This is a genomic window from Paraburkholderia sp. UCT70, from assembly GCF_050434085.1.
GTDB lineage: Bacteria > Pseudomonadota > Gammaproteobacteria > Burkholderiales > Burkholderiaceae > Paraburkholderia > Paraburkholderia tuberum.
Window position 1 is genome coordinate 2,268,593 of record NZ_JBNPVZ010000004.1, and the last position, 18,319, is coordinate 2,286,911.

General features: G+C 67.8%; 17 protein-coding genes, 2 pseudogenes and 1 riboswitch. Of the genes and pseudogenes, 1 reads left to right on the forward strand and 18 read right to left on the reverse strand.

Translation table 11 applies throughout. The features are described from left to right. Nucleotides 1–43 precede the first annotated feature (43 nt). The 17 genes and pseudogenes from OKW41_RS36030 to OKW41_RS36110 all read right to left on the reverse strand — a co-directional run bounded on the left by OKW41_RS36030 (nucleotide 44) and on the right by OKW41_RS36110 (nucleotide 16,084). Nucleotides 44–1,288: an NAD(P)/FAD-dependent oxidoreductase gene (locus OKW41_RS36030; RefSeq protein ID WP_429575528.1), complete on the reverse strand. Its 1,245-nt coding sequence runs from the start codon at nucleotides 1,286–1,288 to the stop codon at nucleotides 44–46. Beyond that, nucleotides 1,285–2,565 carry a beta-ketoacyl-[acyl-carrier-protein] synthase family protein gene (locus OKW41_RS36035; RefSeq protein ID WP_429575529.1) on the reverse strand — a complete coding sequence of 427 codons (1,281 nt, stop codon included), beginning with the start codon at nucleotides 2,563–2,565 and terminating at the stop codon, nucleotides 1,285–1,287. Before OKW41_RS36035 ends, OKW41_RS36030 begins: the two co-directional genes overlap by 4 nt. After that, nucleotides 2,562–3,788, reverse strand: coding sequence for a beta-ketoacyl-ACP synthase (locus tag OKW41_RS36040; RefSeq protein ID WP_429575530.1), 1,227 nt, complete (start codon nucleotides 3,786–3,788; stop codon nucleotides 2,562–2,564). Before OKW41_RS36040 ends, OKW41_RS36035 begins: the two co-directional genes overlap by 4 nt. Further along, nucleotides 3,788–4,513 (reverse strand): 3-ketoacyl-ACP reductase FabG2, encoded by a 726-nt coding sequence (locus tag OKW41_RS36045; RefSeq protein WP_429451215.1) that lies wholly within the window; start codon nucleotides 4,511–4,513, stop codon nucleotides 3,788–3,790. Before OKW41_RS36045 ends, OKW41_RS36040 begins: the two co-directional genes overlap by 1 nt. Then, nucleotides 4,510–4,998, reverse strand: coding sequence for a hotdog family protein (locus OKW41_RS36050; RefSeq protein ID WP_429451216.1), 489 nt, complete (start codon nucleotides 4,996–4,998; stop codon nucleotides 4,510–4,512). The genes OKW41_RS36045 and OKW41_RS36050 overlap by 4 nt, the downstream gene beginning before the upstream one ends. Nucleotides 4,999–5,003: 5 nt before the next feature. Then, entirely contained in the window at nucleotides 5,004–6,188 is a 1,185-nt protein-coding gene (locus tag OKW41_RS36055) for a beta-ketoacyl-[acyl-carrier-protein] synthase family protein (RefSeq protein WP_429575531.1), read from the reverse strand. Continuing rightward, a pseudogene (locus OKW41_RS36060) lies at nucleotides 6,185–8,645 on the reverse strand (MMPL family transporter). Before OKW41_RS36060 ends, OKW41_RS36055 begins: the two are co-directional and overlap by 4 nt. Next, nucleotides 8,645–9,355, reverse strand: coding sequence for an outer membrane lipoprotein carrier protein LolA (locus OKW41_RS36065; protein ID WP_429575532.1), 711 nt, complete (start codon nucleotides 9,353–9,355; stop codon nucleotides 8,645–8,647). The pseudogene OKW41_RS36060 and the gene OKW41_RS36065 overlap by 1 nt, the downstream one beginning before the upstream one ends. Then, complete coding sequence (locus OKW41_RS36070; RefSeq protein WP_429575533.1) at nucleotides 9,343–9,783, reverse strand: acyl-CoA thioesterase; 441 nt, start codon at nucleotides 9,781–9,783, stop codon at nucleotides 9,343–9,345. The genes OKW41_RS36065 and OKW41_RS36070 overlap by 13 nt, the downstream gene beginning before the upstream one ends. A 17-nt stretch (nucleotides 9,784–9,800) precedes the next feature. Beyond that, nucleotides 9,801–9,980: pseudogene (locus OKW41_RS36075) on the reverse strand (histidine ammonia-lyase); the annotation flags it as partial. Continuing rightward, the gene (locus OKW41_RS36080; protein WP_429575534.1) at nucleotides 9,967–11,691 is read right to left on the reverse strand and encodes a glycosyltransferase family 2 protein; all 1,725 of its coding nucleotides are present in this window, start codon (nucleotides 11,689–11,691) and stop codon (nucleotides 9,967–9,969) included. The gene OKW41_RS36080 and the pseudogene OKW41_RS36075, both read right to left, overlap by 14 nt. Then, nucleotides 11,691–13,385, reverse strand: coding sequence for an AMP-binding protein (locus OKW41_RS36085; RefSeq protein ID WP_429575535.1), 1,695 nt, complete (start codon nucleotides 13,383–13,385; stop codon nucleotides 11,691–11,693). The genes OKW41_RS36080 and OKW41_RS36085 overlap by 1 nt, the downstream gene beginning before the upstream one ends. After that, the gene (locus tag OKW41_RS36090) at nucleotides 13,385–14,053 is read right to left on the reverse strand and encodes a hypothetical protein (RefSeq protein WP_429575536.1); all 669 of its coding nucleotides are present in this window, start codon (nucleotides 14,051–14,053) and stop codon (nucleotides 13,385–13,387) included. Before OKW41_RS36090 ends, OKW41_RS36085 begins: the two co-directional genes overlap by 1 nt. Continuing rightward, on the reverse strand, nucleotides 14,053–14,304 hold the full coding sequence (locus OKW41_RS36095) for an acyl carrier protein (protein WP_013090186.1): 252 nt from the start codon (nucleotides 14,302–14,304) through the stop codon (nucleotides 14,053–14,055). The genes OKW41_RS36090 and OKW41_RS36095 overlap by 1 nt, the downstream gene beginning before the upstream one ends. A gap of 2 nt (nucleotides 14,305–14,306) precedes the next feature. Next, nucleotides 14,307–14,606 carry a phosphopantetheine-binding protein gene (locus tag OKW41_RS36100; RefSeq protein WP_090801395.1) on the reverse strand — a complete coding sequence of 100 codons (300 nt, stop codon included), beginning with the start codon at nucleotides 14,604–14,606 and terminating at the stop codon, nucleotides 14,307–14,309. Then, entirely contained in the window at nucleotides 14,581–15,375 is a 795-nt protein-coding gene (locus OKW41_RS36105; RefSeq protein ID WP_429575537.1) for a lysophospholipid acyltransferase family protein, read from the reverse strand. Before OKW41_RS36105 ends, OKW41_RS36100 begins: the two co-directional genes overlap by 26 nt. Further along, on the reverse strand, nucleotides 15,359–16,084 hold the full coding sequence (locus tag OKW41_RS36110; RefSeq protein ID WP_429575538.1) for a beta-ketoacyl synthase chain length factor: 726 nt from the start codon (nucleotides 16,082–16,084) through the stop codon (nucleotides 15,359–15,361). The genes OKW41_RS36105 and OKW41_RS36110 overlap by 17 nt, the downstream gene beginning before the upstream one ends. 494 nt (nucleotides 16,085–16,578) lie before the next feature. After that, nucleotides 16,579–16,792: riboswitch (yybP-ykoY riboswitch) on the forward strand. A gap of 10 nt (nucleotides 16,793–16,802) precedes the next feature. Between OKW41_RS36110 and OKW41_RS36115 the strand changes: the two genes are divergently transcribed. Then, nucleotides 16,803–17,375: a TMEM165/GDT1 family protein gene (locus OKW41_RS36115; protein ID WP_429451232.1), complete on the forward strand. Its 573-nt coding sequence runs from the start codon at nucleotides 16,803–16,805 to the stop codon at nucleotides 17,373–17,375. A 1-nt stretch (nucleotide 17,376) separates the two neighbouring features. Here the strand turns inward: OKW41_RS36115 and OKW41_RS36120 are convergent, their stop codons facing one another. Continuing rightward, nucleotides 17,377–18,072 carry a DUF4136 domain-containing protein gene (locus tag OKW41_RS36120; RefSeq protein ID WP_429575539.1) on the reverse strand — a complete coding sequence of 232 codons (696 nt, stop codon included), beginning with the start codon at nucleotides 18,070–18,072 and terminating at the stop codon, nucleotides 17,377–17,379. Between the last annotated feature and the right edge of the window lie 247 nt (nucleotides 18,073–18,319).

Below are 18,319 nucleotides of genomic sequence, written 5' to 3' on the forward strand. Positions count from 1 at the left end.
CTGCCCTCGATCCCCTGGGACACGCCCAAAGCGGCGGCCCGCCTCAGCCCGCCTTGCACACCTCGTGCAACGCGTTGAGGCGCCGCACCGGATCCGCGACATACGGATTCGACTCGTCCCACGCGTAACCGGCGAGCACCGCGCAGATCATGCGACGGATCGTCGGCGACTGTTCCGGGTAGTAGATGATGTCCTGCAGCTCGCCCGTGTACCAGCGCTTGACGAATGCGCGGAACGTATCGATGCCCTTGCGCAACGGCACGTCGTAATCGGCTGACCAGTCGACCGGCGCGCCGTCGAGCTGCCGATTCAGCGCGCGCGCCGCCAGATGCGCGGAGCGCAGCGCGATCGTCACGCCCGACGAAAACACCGGATCGAGAAACTCGCCCGCATTGCCGAGCAGCGCATAGCCCGGCCCATGCAGACTCGCGACATTCGCCGCGTAGCCGCCGATCTGCCGCACCGGCATCAGGAACGGCGCCTGCCCGATCAGACGGTTCAGCGTCGGCTCCTGTCGGATCAGCGCGCGCAGTGTCGCCTCGCGCTGTGCCTCCGGCACGTCGAGAAAGCTCGCCTCGGCGACACATCCCACCGAAGAACGGCCGCCCGCGAGCGGAATCATCCAGAACCACACGTCGCGACGCTCGGGATGCGTCGCGATGCAGATCTTGTTGCGATCGATGTCGTCGAGCGCGAGCCCGTCGCGCACGTGCGTGAACAATGCGGCGCGCGTCGGCATGCGCGTCGGCGCCTCCAGCTTCAGCAGGCGCGGCAGCACGCGCCCGAAACCGCTCGCATCGAGCACGAAATGCGCTTCGACCCGATACGCGCAGGCACTTTCATCGACGACGTCGAGCTCCGGTGCCGCGCCCGTGCGCACCGCGCTCACCGTGTGGCCGAACCGCACGTCGGCACCCTGCGCGGCCGCGCAGCGAATCAGCACGTCGTCGAACACCGCGCGCTCGACCTGGTACGTGGTGCCCCAGCCCGGCGAATGCTTGTCGCGAAAGTCGAACGACGAGCTCTGGTCGCGATATACGAAGTGCGCGCCGTTCTTGTACTGGAAGCCCGCCTCGACGACGGCCTGCAGCATGCCGGCCTCTTCGAGGTACGCCATGCTTTGTGGCAACAGGCTCTCGCCGATCGAGAAGCGCGGAAAGTGCTGACGCTCCAGCACCAGCACCGAGCGGCCCGCCTTACGCAGCAGCGCAGCGGCCACCGCGCCGGCGGGACCCGCACCGATGATCGCGACGTCGACCGCGGTCCGCTTTGAAGAATCGCTGTTCAAATCACTCCTCCAACGGTTTGCGTGCGTTGCCGCGCCGTATGCGAGCCTCGCCACGCTTCGAACATCAGGCTCGCGCAACTCCCGCCGAACCCGAAAGAAACCGACATCGCCGTGTCGATGCGCACGTCGCGCGTCACGCGCACGAGCGGCATGTCCCGCACTTGCGGCTCCGGCGTATCGACCAGCGCGGTCGCCGCGATGAAGCCGTCACGCATCATCAACAGCGTATAGATCGCTTCGTGCGCGCCGCACGCGCCGAGCGAATGTCCGGTCATGCCCTTGGTCGACGAAAACGCGGGCAACCCTTGCGCCGATGCACCGAACACGTCGCGCAACGCGTGCAGCTCTTCGAGATCGCCGAGCGGCGTCGACGGCGCATGCGTGTTCACGTAATCGGGACGCTGGCCCGCCTGCTCGAGCGCGCCGCGCATCGCGCGCGCGATGCCGGCCGCACGCGGCGCGACCATGCCCGCGCGATCGGTGCAATCGCCGAAGCCGCTCAGTTCCGCGTAGATGCGCGCGCCGCGCGCGAGCGCATGATCGAGCGCTTCGAGCACGAGCACACCACCGCCCGATGCGATCACGAAACCGTCGCGCTGCGTATCGTACGGTCGCGACGCGCTCCGGGGCATGTCGTTGAAGCGGCGCGACAACGCGCCCATCGCGTCGAACATCAGCGTCGTGTTGTCGTGCAGCGCTTCGCTGCCGCCCGCGAGCACGATCTGCTGGCGGCCGGTCTGGATCAGCTGCATCGCCTGCCCGATCGCGAGCGCCGACGTCGTGCATGCCGATGACGGCGAATAGCTGACGCCTTCGAGCCCGAACATCTGCGCGACGTTTGCCGACGCGGTGCTGCTCATCGTATGCGGCACCGTGTACGGCGGCACCTTGTCGACGCCGCGCGTTTGCGCGATCGCGAGCGCCGCGTCGTAGCTCGCCATCGTGCCGACGCCCGAGCCGATCACGACACCCGCGCGCGGCGACTGCAATGAAGCGAGGTCGAGCCTTGCATCGTCGATCGCGCATCGCGCCGCGTGGCACGCAAAGCGCGCGGTGTCGCCCATGAAGCGTTCGAGCTTGCGCTCGAACGGCGCCTCGTGCGCGACCGACGCCACGCCCGCGACTTGCGACGCAAACCCGCGCTCGCGCCACGCATCGATACGCTCGATTCGCGAGTGCCCCGCGCGCAACGCCGCGCAGACCTGGTCGAGCGTATTGCCGAGACACGACACGATGCCCATGCCGGTCACGACCACGCGTTGCAGGCCTGTACTCATCGAACGCGCCGGAAGATCAGCGACGTGTTGATGCCGCCGAACGCGAAGTTGTTGCTCATCACGTACTCGGCGTCGATCTCGCGCGCGCCGCCGACGATGTAATCCAGCGGCGCGCAAGCCGGATCGAGGTGGTCGAGATTCAGGGTGGGCACGTACCAGTTGCGCTTCATCATCTCGATCGTCCACCACGCCTCGATCGCGCCGCACGCGCCTAGCGTATGGCCCACATAGCTTTTCAGCGAGCTGATCGGCATGCGCGCGCCGAAGGTCTGCGCGGTCGCATGGCTTTCGGCGATGTCGCCGCGATCGGTCGACGTACCGTGCGCGTTCACGTAGGCAATCGCTTCGGGTGGCAATTGCGCGTCGCGCAGCGCGAGTTGCATCGCGAGCGCCATCGTGTCGGCGGTGGGTTGCGTCATGTGCGCGCCGTCCGAGTTGCAGCCGAAGCCGACCACTTCCGCGTGAATCCGCGCGCCGCGCGCCAGCGCATGCTCGTATTCTTCGAGGACGAGCGTCGCCGCGCCCTCGCCGACCACGAGGCCGTCGCGCGCGGCATCGAACGGACGCGGCGTCAGATGCGGCTCGTCGTTGCGCGTGCTGGTCGCGTACAGCGTGTCGAACACGGCGACCGCGGGACCCGACAGCTCTTCCGCGCCGCCCGCGAGCATCAGCGTCTGTTTGCCGGACTGGATCGCCTCGTACGCATAGCCGATCGCCTGGCTGCCCGACGCGCACGCGCACGAGGTCGGGATGATGCGGCCTTTGAGGTCCCAGAACAGGCTCACGTTGACGGCCGTCGTGTGCGGCATCATCTGCACGTAGCTGTTCGACGTGACGTTGCTCATCAAGCCGGTTTCGAGCATCGTGCCGAACGCGCGGATCGGCTGCACCGAGCCCGACGACGAACCGTACGCGACGCCCATGCGGCCGTCGGCGATGCTCGCGTCGTCGGCGAGGCCCGCGTCGGCGAGCGCGAGTTCGCTCGCGCGCACCGAGTACAGCGACACCGGGCCCATCGAGCGCACCTTCTTGCGCGGATAATGCGCGGGGGTCGTGAAGCCGGGCAGCGGACACGCGAGCCGCGTATGCAGCGACTCGAAATAATCCCACCCGGTCATGCGCCGCACCGCGCTCTCGCCGCGCTTCAGGCGCGCTTGAACCGCGTCCCAGCTATCGCCGAACGCAGTCACGCCGCCCATGCCGGTGATGACGACGCGCTTCATCAGACCATCCCGCCGTTCACGCCGATCACCTGGCGCGTCACATACGACGCGCCATCCGACATCAGAAAGCTCACCACCGACGCGACCTCCGCCGGCTGGCCGACGCGGTTCATCGGCACGGTCTTCAGCGCGTGATCGAGCGTCACCTGTTCGAGCATGCCGGTTTCGATCAACCCCGGCGCGACGCAATTGACGGTGATGTTGCGCGACGCGAGTTCGACCGCGAGCGCCTTGCTCGCGCCGATCAGTCCCGCTTTCGCGGCGCTGTAATTGACCTGGCCGCGATTGCCCATCACGCCCGACACCGACGCGATCGTGACGATACGGCCGCCCTGGCGCGCGCGCACCATCGGCATCGTCAGCGGATGCACGACGTTGTAGAAGGCATCGAGGCCGGTTTCGATCACGACGTCCCAGTCTTCTTCGGTGAGCGCCGGAAACGCCGCGTCGCGCGTGACACCCGCGCTGCACACGATGCCGTAGTAAGCACCGTGCGCGGCGACGTCGGCTTCGAGCGCCTCGCGGCACACGGCGCGCTCGCGCACGTCGAATTGCAGCACGCGCGCCGTGCCGCCCTGCGCGGCGATGCCCGTCGCGACCGCGTCGGCTTCGCTGCGTCCGGTGCGGCAATGCACGGTCACGGCGAAACCGTCGGCGGCCAACTTGTACGCAATCGCGCGGCCGATGCCGCGGCTTGCGCCAGTAACGAGAACTCGCCGGCTCATGAACTGATACTCCCTTCGATGAATGACTGGAAATCGGGCGGTTGAAACACCTTGATCACCGCTTCGGCACAGCGCGCGTCGCCGTCGTCGATCGTGCATTCGTAGGCACTGTGGCCTGCGTCGCTGCGCAGCAGCTCGCTCACGTGAACGCGCAAACGCGCGCCGCTCTGGAACACCGGCTGCAAGGCCTGATAGCTGCGCGAGCCGAGCAGCACGCCGGGACGCGCATGGCCCCCGCCGCGCATCGCGACGAGCGCGATGTGCGCGGCGATCGCCTGCGCCATCAGCTCGACGCCGATCCACGCGGGCATCGCGCCGGCGGCGTCGGCATACCATGCGTGCGGGTCGACGTTGGCGAAGGCGCTCAGCGTGGTGTCGGCGAACGTGTCGATCGCATCGAGCAGCAGCATGCTGCCGCGATGCGGGATGATCGCCTCGATCGGCTCACGCACGAGTTGCTCGACAGTGAGTGGCGGAGTCGTCATGCGCTTTACCGGGCGAGAATCAGGCTGACATTGCTGCCGCCGAACGCGAACGAATTGCTCATCGCGTACTGCGTGCCCGTGCCGCGCGGCAGATGGCGCGCGCCCGCGACGAGATCGAGCGCGGGCAGCGCCGGATCGGCCTCGCCGTCCCATAGATGCGGCGGCAGCGTTGCGTTCTCGCGCGCGAGCGTGAGCCACGCGAAGCCGAGTTCGGTCGCGCCGGCCGCGCCGAGCTGGTGGCCGGTCAACGGCTTGGTGCCGCTCGCGGCGACGCCGCCGGGGAACACGCGCGCCATCAGATGCGCTTCCATTTCGTCGTTTTTCTGCGTGGCGGTCGCGTGCAGATTCACATAGCCGACCGCCGAGGCCGCGATGCCCGCGTCCGCGAGCGCTTCGCGAAGCGCGAGTTCGCCACCGACGCCCTGCGGGTCCGGCGCCGAAATATGATGCGCGTCGCTCGATTCGCCGAGGCCCGCGAGCCGCACCGCCGCTTCGTCGCGGCTCATCAGGAACACGGCCGCCCCTTCGCCGACGTTGATGCCGCGGCGATTGCGGCTCATCGGATTGGTGCGCGCGCTGCTGGTCGATTCGAGCGACGCAAAGCCCTGCACCGTCAATTCGCATAGCGAATCGACACCACCGACGACAACCGCATCGCATAGCTGCAATTGCAGCAGCCGACGCGCCGACGCGAGCGCCTTCGCGCTCGACGTACACGCGGTCGAAATCGTAAACGCCGGCCCGTGCACGCCGAGCGCGGCGGCAGCGAACGGCGCGGCGGTGCCGATTTCCATTTGCCGATAGTTGAAGTTGGCCGGCAACGCGCCGGCTCGTGCGTGATAGACGAACGCGGTTTCGGCCGCCTCGATGCCCGACGTGCTGGTGCCGAGCACGATGCCGATGCGCTGCGGGCCGTAGCGCTCGCGCGCGGCTTCGAGCGCCGGCGCGATCTGCGCGAGCGCCGCGAGCAGCAGCCGGTTGTTGCGGCAGTCGTAGCGCGCGAGGTCGGCGCGCGGCGCGAGATCGAGCGGCGCGAGCACGCTGCCGACGAACGCGTCGCCGATGCCGGTATGCACATTGCCCATGCCGGGCGAGCGCGCGGCGGCGAGCGCCGGCACGATCTCGTCGACGTCGCCGCCGAGCGCGTTGATCATGCCTAGCGCGTGCAAATAAACTGTTGGCGCTTTCATGCCGCCCTCCGTGGTTCCGATGACTTGCCCGAGCGCGCTGACGATGGCATGCCAAGAGGCGCGAGCAGCACCGCCACCGCGATGCCGAGCGCGAGCGTGGCGCCGAAGCTTTTGAGCGCGGGCATCGCGCTCACGCCGAGCATGCCGAACGACAACAACGTGGTCGCCGCCGACAGCAGCACGCCGGTCCACACCGCGCCGAGATCCGCCTCTGCGCGCGCGCAGCCTTCGCGCAGGAACACCGCATAGTTTGCGCCGACGCCAAGCACCAGCATCAGCGCGAGCCAGTTGAACAGATTGAGCGGTACGCCCGCGTAGCCGAACACCGCCAGCGCGACGCCCACCGCGAACAGCACGGGCAAGGTCGTGGCGATACCCCCGCGCGCGCCGTAGCGCAGCATCAGCAGCACGCACACGAGCACGAGCGCGCCGCCGAGCCACCAGCCGCTATCCACGCGATACGCGCCGAACAGCCTCGACACGCTCGCGGCCTTATCGACGAACACGACGCCGGGCAGGCCGCGCGCGAGCGCGATCAGCGCGGGCTCGTTGCGCGGCGTCACGCCTTGCGGGATCACGACGGCCGCGTAGCCAGGTTGATGAGCCCGATTCTTGTCGTTCGATCCCACCGCGCCGAGCCACAGATGCCGATACGGCTGCGACCACGGCGCCGCGAGCCAGCGCTCGACGGTCAGCGGCGCGGGCGGCTGAGCGAAGCCGGCGAGCCACGCATCGGCGACTTCGTCCTTGAAGCCCGCTTGCAGCAGCGTCGCACGCAACGCGGCGGAGTCGCCGAACACATGCTGCGCGAGCAGCGCGCGATCCTCGCGCTGACGTTGCGCGGACGGCACGAACTGCGCGACCGACTGGTAGCCGCCGACGCTATCGGCGCTGCCGTTCAGCGCATCGAGCTTCGCACCGAGCGCTTCGGCGCGTTGCAGCACCGCTTCCTGGGTCGCGCCGCGCACGACGAAAAACTGCGCGCTGTTATCGACGCCGACCGCCTCGCGCACCGTGTCTTCCTGCGCGGCCAGCGACGCATCGCGCTGGATCAGCAGATGGATGTCGTCGTCGCTGCTCAGACGCAGCCAGCCGGGCACCGACGCGATCAGCAGCAGCGCGGCGACCAGCCACGCGCGGCTGCCGCCGAGCGCATGCTGCCAGCGCGCGAGCAGCCGCGCCGCGCCCGCGAACAGGCGCCGAGGGCTGTGCTTCGGGGCGCGCGTGAGCAGCGCGGGCAGCAGCCACAGCACCGACGCGAACGCGGTCGTAATGCCCACCATCGCGAAGCACGCGATCTGCTTCAACGCGGGGAACGGCACCCACATCAGGATCGCGTAGCCGAGCAGGCTCGTCGCCAGTGCAACGCCCAGCGCGGGCCGTACCCTCCGCGCGCCGAGCCGCGCATCCCAGTCGCGGCCCGCGCCGAGATAGACGACGAAATACTGGATCGAGTAATCGACGGCCTCGCCGATCAGGCTCGCGCCGAACACGAGCGTCAACAGATGCAGCTTGCCGAAGATCAGCAGCGTCGCCGCGAGCGCGCAGACGATGCCGAGCGCGGTCGATACGAAGCCGAGCAGCAACAGACGCGGCGAGCGGAACACCCACATCATCAGCAGCGCGATGCCGGCGAGCGACGCGATGCCGATCACGTGCACCTCGCGTTCGGAAGCGCTGCGCGCGGCCTCGGCGTAGAACACGGCGCCCGTGCGTGCAACCGATACGTCGGGGAACGTCTGACGCAACGCGCTTTCCGCATCGGCGAGCGCCGCGTGTACCGCGCGCTGCGTCTTCGTTTCGTAGGCGGAGCCCGGCAGCGTCGCGATGACCAGCACGCTGGTCATGTCGCCATGCGCGTCGTGACGATGCGACACCAGCAGGTTGTCCTCGACTTCGAGATTCGACGTCGCGAGCGGCAGATTGCCGAGCCAGCGTTCGAGCCAGCCGAACGGATCGTCGGCGAGTTGCGTGCTGAGGCCGCCTTGCAGCGGGCTGTAGATGCGCTGCGCGAGCATATCGTGCAGCGTCGTCGCGCGCGCGGTCGCGAGCGCGGTGCGATCGGCCGGCGCGAGCAGGCCGAAGTGGTATGGCAGATACAGCGCCGAGATCTGCGACAGGTCGAACGGCGGCAGTTCGGCCGTCACCGATGCGAATTGCGCCACTCTTTTGCAGCGACGCGCCCAGCTGCTTCGCGGCCGCTTTCGCGTGCGCATCGTCGCGGCTCGTGACGAGCAGCACGGTGCGATCGCCGAGCGCGCTCGCGAGCGTGTCGACTGCTTTCTCGGCGACCGGGTCCGCTTCGGTCGCGGGCAGCAGCGCGAGCAGATCGGTTTCGAGCGGCGACGCTCCGACGAAGCGCCAGCCGCAATACAGCGCCGCCAGCAGCGCGAGCACGAGCCATGCGGCGCGCACGCCCCACGCATGTTTCGCGGTTCGCTGCTGCGGCATGTCCATCACGGCGCTCCGAACAGGCTGCGCTCGTCCGGCGTCGGCTCGGCAACGGCCGTGCTGTTCGCGAATTCGAGCTTCGTCACGTCGCCGTTCGCGAGCGTGATGCGCAGGTTTTGCAGATAATCGCCGCCGCTCATGTCGAGGCCCTTGATCGATTGCGCGAGCTGCGGTTGATTCGGCGTGAGTCGCATGCGCCATTGCGCGGCGCTGCCTTCGGCGCTCACGTCGAACTGCGAGTACAGCGCCGACAGATCGCCACCGAGCATCGCGCGCATCATCTTCGACACTTGCGCGACGCCACGGGTGCCCTGCGCGCTATGCGTGCTCACGCGGCGGCCGCTGGCGTCGACCTGCGCGACGCCAGCGTCGGTGATCACGTAGGTGGCCTTGTATGGCGTGTCGATCCGCCAGATCACGCCGCGCTCACGGAAGAACAGCAAGGTGCCGTAGCTGACGAGCGGCTGCTTCATCGCGGCAAGCGTCTGCGTCTGCGTGAATTGCGCGCGCACGCCCTTCGGCTGCGCGAGATGCGCGGCGATCTGCGAGACGAGCGCGGCGTTGGCGTTGTTGCCGGCGTTGGCGGCTGGAGCCGTATTGCTGGCCGTGGCCGCATCGGCCGACGCCGCTGCCAATGCAAGCGCCCCTATTGCGACGATCGCCCCCGCCAGCCGCGACACGAGCGCTCCCAGCGCGCACCTGTTCACCGTCCCCATACGCGCTCCAGTTTTTCGAATACGACCGGCGGCGACACGAACTGCAATTCCTCGGTGGCGGCATCGACGGCGACCTGGATCGTATAGCCCTTCGTGAGCCGCACGCCCGATGCGCAATCGACGATTTCATAGCCTATTTTCAGGCGGTTTTCGTATTCGAGCAGTTGCGCGCGCACTTCGATCTTCTGTCCATACACGGCGGCCCGCACGTACCTCAGATGCGCCTCGACGATCGGCCACAGATAGCCGGACGCCCGCATCTGGCGATAGTCGTAATCGAACGCGCGCAACAGCGCCGCGCGACCCAACTCGAAGTACTTCAGATAATTGCCGTGCCAGCACACGTTCATCGCGTCGACGTCGTGAAACGGCACTTCGACGGTCGCGCTCGCGGCGAGCACGTGCTGCGTTTTCGCGGACTCGCTCATGCGTTGACTCCCTGGCGATCGTCGCTCAGCGCGACGCACGCACGTCGCCGCGCAATCGCGACAACCTCTTCTATCGTCAGTCGGCGTGCACTGACGACGACCGGCGCGCGATCGGCAGCGGCACCGGCATCCACATGCGCCGCGGCACTAGCAACAGCGCGTGCGTGCCGCACATCGTTCAGGTCATGGTCGGCCATTTGCGCCTCGCTCGGGGCTGGCCCAGAAATCGAAGAAATTGAACCATTGGTAAGGGGCCTTGCGGCAATAGTGTTCGAGGCGCAGCGCGTAGCGTTGCGCCCACGCTGCCAGATGCTGCGCGCGTTCGCGGCGCGGCAGCTCGATGCGCTCGGCGAACGGCTCGAAATACATGCGGTAACCGTCGCTTTCCTTCAGGCAGAAGAACAGGTAGACCGGACAGCCGAGCGCATGCGCGAGCACGTAGGGTCCTTGCGCGAACGGCGCGCTCGCGCCGAGAAATTGCGCGTCGGTGGTGCGTCCCGCCTCGCGCGCCGGCACCCGATCGCCGACGATCACCAGCAGCTCGCCCGCATCGATGCGCTGCTGCATCAGCACCGCCGTCTCGGGACCGAAGTCGCCGACTTCGAGGAGATGCCGCGCGAAGTCGCGATTCGACGACGCCAGCACCTCATTGAAGCGGCGCGCGTGCCCGGTGTAGACGACCGCCGTGACCTTCGCGTGTTCGCCGCGGATGGCGAGCGCGCGCATCATCTCCAGATTGCCGAGGTGCGCGCCGATCACGAGCGCGCCCTTGCCGCTCGCGATCAGTGCTTCGAACGCCGCAGGATCGTCGAACGTGACGTCGGTGTCGTCGACGCGGCCGGTCCACGCGGCGAGCTTGTCGAAGCCCGATTGCGCGAACGCGAGCATATGGCGATACGCGGACAGCCAGCCCGGGCGCGGCGTATCCGCCGACGGCGCGACCGCGCTCAGATGCGCGAAGTAGTTGTCCGACGCGGCGCGCGCCGCGCGGCCCGTCAGCAGAAAATACGCGACGACCGGATGCAGCCACAGCGCGGTGAAGCGGCGGCCGAACAGCTTGCAGCTCAACGCGAGTAGGCTCATGCCGAGGCGGCTGCCGCGTTCGGCGATGCGCCACCAGGCTTCGGGCCGGGGTTCATCGGCGGCGTCGGCCAGCGCGCCGCGGCGCGGCATCAGCTTGTGCGCGAGCAGCATCGGCAGACGCCACAACATCCCGAACACGAGCCGCGTATGGCTGCGGCTGATTCGGATGTTGTCCCACAGCACGTCGAAATGCGACACGCCGTCGGCCGCGTAGGTCACCCGCGTCGGGATCGAGCGGAACGCGGCGCGGCGCCAGTAGAGACGCACGAGGATCTCGATGTCGAAGTCCATGCGCGTGGGCAGTCGCACGTTGTCGATCAGCTCGCACGCGAGCGCGAGCGGATACAGACGGAAGCCGCACATCGAATCGCGAATCGTCAGCGACAGCGTCTCGATCCACACCCACACGTGGGTCAGATAGCGGCCGTACAGACGTGCTTTCGGCACGCTGTCGTCGTAGACCGGACGGCCGAGAATCACCGCGCCGGGTTCGGCGCGCGCGGCATCGATGAAGCGCGGCACGTCGGTCGCATCGTGCTGGCCGTCGGCGTCGATCTGCAGCGCGTGCGTGTAGCCCGCGGCGCGCGCCGCGCGCAGGCCCGCCATCACTGCCGCGCCCTTGCCGCCGTTTGCCGGCAGACGCAGCAGGGTCATCTGCTGTGCGTATTGCAGCGCGAGCGCGGCGAGTACCCGCTGGGTCGGCGCGTCGCTGCCGTCGTCGACGACGAAGATCGGCAGGCCGTGCACCGCGAGATGCGCGACGCTCGCACCGATCGCGTCCTTGTGGTTGTAGATCGGAATGACGATGCAGGGCGCGAACGTCATCACGCGCCCTCCCGATGCACGAGCAAGCCCGACGCGCATTCGCGTCCGTCGAGCCGGTACGCGAACTGCACACGCCGGCGCGCGGCATCATAGGCGAGCGTGAGCTCGAGCACCGCACCGGGCGACACCGGCGCCATGAACTTCAGGCGGTCGACCGACGCCACCTCTCGCACGCGCGGCCAATGCCCGGCCGCGAGCCGCGCTGCCCAGTCGACCTGCACGACGCCCGGCAGAATCGGCAGACCCGGAAAGTGGCCGGCGAAATGCTGGAGTGACTGCGGCACGCGCAGCACGTAGTGCAGCGTGTCGCCGACGCGCGTTTCGGCGAGCACTTCCATGCCCTCGGCGAGCGGCGCGAACGCGGCCGCAACCGCGCTCGCGGGCAGCTTGCCGCGCGCGTCGAATGGCAGGCTCACGCGAAAACGCCAATGACGCGGCAGCACGACCGCATCGAAGTAATCGGCCAGATGCCGGCGCAGCGTTTTCGCCAGCGCGACGCGGCCTTCGTCGCACAACGCAGCGCCGCCCGCTTCGGTCAGCGCGACCACCGCGCCGACGCGTTCGCGCGACGCGCCTATGAGCGGCACCAGCGCCGCCTGCGCGACATACGGATGCAGCGCGAGACGCGCCTCGAGTTCCGGCAGCGAGACGCGCTTGCCGCCGAGCTTCAGCACGCGGTCGAGGCGCCCTTGCAAGCGGAAGCGCCCGTCGGCATCGAACGCGATGCGATCGCCGGTGCGATGCCAGCCGTCGTGGTCGAGATGCGGCGAGCGCACGCACAGCGCGCCGTCGTCGTCGCGGTGCACCTCGGCGCCGGCGACCGGCTGCCACGCGTCGCCCTGATCCTGACGCCGCCACGCGATCCCGCCGGTTTCCGTGCTGCCGTAGATTTCGAGCGGCGCCGCGCCGTAGCTCGCCGCATAGGCCAGCGCGGCGTCGGCCGCGAGCGGGCCACCCGACGAAAAGAACGCGCGCGGCGCGGGCGTAAGCGCGGCGAAGCCCGGCAACGCGGGCCAACGCGATAGCTGCGCGGGCGTCGACACCACCGCCGTCGCGCCGCATTGCGCGATGCGCGCCTGCAGCTGCAGCGGCTCGACGCCGATCGCGCGATCGAAGGCGCGTCCGGCCGCGAGCGGCCACAACACGCGAAACAGCAAACCGTAGATGTGGTGATGCGGCACGCTCGCGAGCATCGTCGCGTCGCCGAGCAATGCGCCCCATTGCCGTTCGAGCGTGTGGACTTCGGCGTTGAATTGCGCGAGCGTCTTGCGGATCGGCTTCGGCATGCCGCTGCTGCCGGATGTGTAGAGCGTCATCGGCGCGTGGGCGTCGATCGGGTGGGCGGTGTGAGCCGTGCGATGCGTCGCTGCGACGAACGGCGGCAGATCCGCATCCGTCAGCAGGAAGTCGTAGGCGTCCGCGAGATCGGCGAGATAGCCCGGCGTTGCATTGGCCGGAATCACCGGCTCCTTGCCGCACGCGAACAGCGCGAACAATGCGCAGGCGAACTCGAACGGATCGTCGATGCAGAGCGCGCAGCGCCGCGCGTCGGGCGTTCGCACGAGCTCGATCAAGCGCTCGACGCGCGCGCGAAACGCCTCGCGATCGAGCAGCACGGTGCCATCGCGGCACACCGGTGCGGCGGACGTCGCAAGGGCGGCATCGGCCGACAACAGATCATGCAACGCGAGCATCAGGCGGCCTCCGAATCCGCTCGCGCGGCGCGCGGCAGCACGAACAGACGTCGCCATACGTATTCGCCCGCCAGCAGCGCACCGATCAGTGCATAGGCGATCGCGCCGTTGTACAGCGACCAGGCCGCGCGGCTCCAATAGAGCGCGGTGTAGACGGAAAACGCGCCGTTCAGCACGAAGAAAACGCACCAGACCTGGGTCACGCGCCGCGTATAGCGCACCGCACCCGGCGGCAGATCGGGACTGCCGAGGCGCGCAAATTTTTCGATCATCGACGGCCCGCGCACGAGCGTCGCGCCGAACGCGATCAGCAAACCGAGATTGACGAGCGACGGATAGAAGCGCAGCAGCAGCTCGCTATCGGTGACGACGATCGTCGCCGATGCGCAGCTCAGCATCGCCACCACGCTCCAGTCGAGCGTGGAAAGCTGCCGCAGCGACATCGCAACCGGACCGCCGCCGGCCCAGCGCTGCAGCCACAAAGTCACCAGCAGCATGCCGCCGACGAGACGCGGCGCGTCCCAGCGCCATGCGCACAAGATCAGCGCGGGGTAAGCGAGTTTCAGCAGCACCTGCAGGACGGTCCTGCTCCAGTGAGGCCGCGCACCGGATTCGCTTGCGGCGGGACGTGGCTGCGCCATCTGCGTGCGCGGGTGCGCGACCGGCATCAGCCTTGCGCCGCGAGCAGCGATTCGACCGCGCCGATCACGTCGCCGACCGTGCGCACGGATTTGAAGTTCTCCGGCTTGATGCGGCGGCCGGTCATCTCCTGCAGCTTGATCGCGAGATCGACCGCGTCGATGCTGTCGAGATCGAGGTCTTCGAACAGGTGAGCGTCGGGCGTCACGCGCTGCGGCTCGATCGCGAAGTTTTCCTGAAAGATCGCGCGAATGCGCTCAAGAATCTCAGTCTCGGTCACGATTAAACCCCCTTCCTTGCGGTTTCGTTCGCAGCGTGCGCCGCTTCGCGCTGACTCTCGACCAACGCGGCAAGCGTGTTGATCGAGCGAAAGTGCTCGCGCGTGCGTTCGTCGTTCGCCACGATGGTCAATTGGTATTGTTTGCGCAGCACGATGCCGATTTCGAGCGCGTCGATCGAATCGAGACCGATGCCGTCGGAACCGAACAACGGGGCATCGTCGTCGATATCGGCGGGGCTCAGGTCTTCGAGATCGAGGGCTTCGATCAGAAGCTTTTTAATTTCCAGTTTTAAAGAATCCATAGTCGAACAGGTGCTGGGTAATGTGGGCTTCTACGGCATTCGTCACACTGCGCGCCGCAATGGCCGCGGTGGTGTCGTGCGCGGCCAGCTCGTCGACGCCAAGCGGCGCGAGCACGTTCACGCGCATCCGGAAAGCGCGCGCCGGCACGTCGTACCAGCGCATCTGCCGCGTGAACGCGGGCGGATCGCAATTCATCAATACCGGCACGATCGGCGCGCCGGCCTTCAGCGCCATGTGCGCGAATCCGCGCGAGAACGCGTGCAGCCGGTTCGGCGCCGGGCTGCGCGCGCCTTCCGGAAAAATGATCATCGTATAGCCGGCCGCGAGCTGCTTCGCGCCGGCCTCGACGAGCGCGATCGCGTCCGCGTTGCTCACGTATTCGGCCGCGCGCACGATGCCCCAGAAACACGGGTTGTGCCAGTGCGCGTGCTTCACGACGCAGCACGCGCGCGGCGTCAACGACAGCAGAACCATCACGTCGAGGTAAGTCGGGTGATTCGCGACGACGATCGCCGGCCCGCCCGCGCACAACGCCTCGGCGCCGGACGCTTCGAGTTCCATCACGCCGAGACCGCGCAGCACCGCGACGAGCGCGCGGAAAAACCGGTGAATCACGACGGTCACCGCGCGCTGCCGCGATGCGCGATGCGGCCACAGCCACGCGAGCGGAAACACGAGCACAGAAAACAGCACGCCGCACACGCCGAACGCGACGAAAGCGAGGCCAGTCGCGCAAAAACGCCACGCGTAATCAAGCCGCGCGCTCATCCCACCTCCAGTGCCACAGCGCGCCCGCGCGCTGCCAGCGCGCGGGCTGGCCGGTTTCGAGGCAGTGCAGCAGCGCCTGGCTCTGAGTCGGAAAGCTCGGGGCGTCGCTCAACGCGGATCGCGGATCGCCGCGTTGCTCGGCCACCTCCTCGTCAGCGCAGGTCAAAGAGCAAACAACGCGCCCAGCCGACGCATGCTTGTCGAGCAACACCGCGATCGCACCGCCGTGCACTTCGTCTTCGATCGTGCCGTACGCGAGATCGGCCGGTTCGTCGGCATACACGAGCAGCACCGGCGCATCCGGTTGCGTCGCGTATTGCGCGTACGCTTCGAGCAGCGCATAGCCGAGCGTCTGCGCTCCAGCCGATACCGCGCTCGCGGCCGAGCGGTCGCCGCGCGCAATCCCGAACACGCCGGTCATCGCGTTCAACACCGACAGGCTGAAGGCGGTCGGCGACACCGGCTCGCCGGCGCTGATGCTGCGCAGGATGTCGGTGGTACGCCGCAACTCCCCGTGCCGCGAAGCGAACACCACGCGCGCGGGTTCCTGCGCGACGCAGTCGTGCGCGACCTTGAGCGCCACCTTGGACAGCGTGCTGAGACGCCGCCGCACGATCGGCTCGATGAAGCCGATATCGGGCGCGGCAGACGAGGTAGCCGGCCAGCTAGACCAGCGACCGACCGGAATGGTCCAGTGCAGATCGGGCATATAGGTGTTCGCGCGTGGAAACGGGGAAGGGGCTCAAGCGCCTGACGGAATACACAGCCGTCACGGCGAGCGCCGCCGCGCGGATCGGGAAGTTCCAACCCGGGACCGACCAGTCTGCCTGTCAGGGAATGCAGCACCGGCGATCGGGCCCGATTTGTCAGGCGCCCCTGACAATCGGTGTAGTGGATAGCGGCTCGGGCTCCTTTTGTGGCCGAATAGTACCGGGTATTTTGAATCAGATCGGCGAGGAAAGACGTATCCATCTGTATCCGCGCCTGTCACGCAACACATTGTTAGACGGTTTGACAAGACCGGCCGCGACGACGCACCGGAAGGCGATCTCGTGCGTCGGCGCTGGCGCGACAATGCCGCCGGAACCGACGAAAAACCTTTCATTCGTCTTTCTTCGAATAAGACGCAGAGCGAAAACACCGACGCCGCGTCGTCCGGGCAAACAACATTCGTGGCAACGATGCGCCCGCGCCTGCTATACTCCGGCCCTCATTGGGGAGTAGCCGCCCCGCGGCACGTCCGCACCGCTTCGCCGGTGCGTCGCACGTGTGGTTCGCGGGGGCGACTGTCAACAGACTTGGCCTGCACGGCCATGGCAGTCGCAGCCTCTGGCCTGGCGAGACCGATGATCCACACGCGCCGCAACAGGGCCCGGCGTGTCGTGGGTCGTCGCTCGTTCATCTTCGGCCCGAGGAATCCATTCAACGTGAATCAAGCTTTTCTGATTTCGACCGGAGCGGTCGCGCTCGCCGAGATCGGCGACAAGACGCAACTGCTGTCGCTCGTGCTGGCCGCGCGCTATCGCAAGCCCGTGCCGATCATTCTCGGCGTGCTCGCAGCGACGCTGATCAATCACGCGGGAGCCGGCGCGCTCGGCGCGTGGCTCGGCTCGATGCTGACGCCGACCATCATGCGCTGGGCGCTGGCGGCGTCGTTTATCGGCATGGGGCTGTGGATTCTCGTGCCCGACAAGCTCGACGACGAGGAAGCCAACACGAACCGCACGCACTTCGGGGTGTTCGGCGCGACGGTCGTCACGTTCTTCCTCGCGGAAATGGGCGACAAGACGCAGATTGCGACGGTCGCCCTCGCCGCGCGCTTTCACGATTTCTTCGGCGTGGTGGCCGGCACGACGCTCGGCATGATGATCGCGAACGTGCCGGCGATCCTGCTCGGCGACCGCTTCGCGCATCGCCTGCCGACCAGGCTCGTGCACGGCATCGCCGCGGTGATGTTCGTCGTGCTGGGCGCGATGGCGTTGTTCGGGGTCGGGGTCTGAGCTACTGCGCGGCCTTCGGCGCCGACGCCGCGCCCGCGGGGGGCGTGGCCGCCGGCAGCGACACTTCGTTGGCGTCGCCGCCGCCACCGCCGCCGAGCGGAATCTTCACGGTGTGCACCGCGCCGTTGGCCAGCGGGAAAGCAGCCAGCGCGCTACGCGCCAGATATGGCATCGCCCGCACCAGCGACGACTCCTCGTCGACATTGCGCGCCGTGACGTTGTAGACCTCCCGGCCGCTTACGCGCTCGGTGATCCGGATGCCGAGCAGATGCGTGAACACCGGGTAGCTTTGGTTCACGTATGTCGCCGGGAAAGGCCCCCACGGTCCCCACGGATCGAACGGCCGGCCCCAGTAAGGACCGGGCCACGGGTTGTAGTAGACCGGCTGCGCGACGCTCACGATGTCCGAGCGGATGCCATAGGCGAGCTCGACCAGATAGCGCGCGTCGTCGTGCGAGACTTCGCGGAACGCGTGCAAGGCGAGCTCGTTCGCGACGATCCGCTCGTACGCGCTCAGTTCGAGATTGTTCTTCTGATCCTCGTGCCGCGTGAACGCATAGGTGCGCGTCGCGTCGCTTCCGCTCCAGTCCGAGAACGCCGTGACCTGCGTGGTCACGTAGGTCGTGCAGCCGGACAGCAGCGCCGTCAGCGCGACGAACAGCAGCGCGACGCGGCGGGTCCATCGATCGATGTTCATGGTCTGCCTCGTGATGCCTCTGATTGGATCTATTCTGCTTCAGTTAAAACTCTGCTTGAGTCGAGATTATTCCGTCGCGCGATCGATCCGCTGCCCGGCGGACGATCCCGGCGCTCCGCCACGCGCGGCGCCCGATAATACGCTGACTGGCCAGCCGGTAAAAGGTTCTTCCCCTGTCCGTCGAAAGCGGCAGCGCTACCCGGCGCCGAGACTCGGCCCCCTTCCCTTCCGCACGATTGCCCGAGGC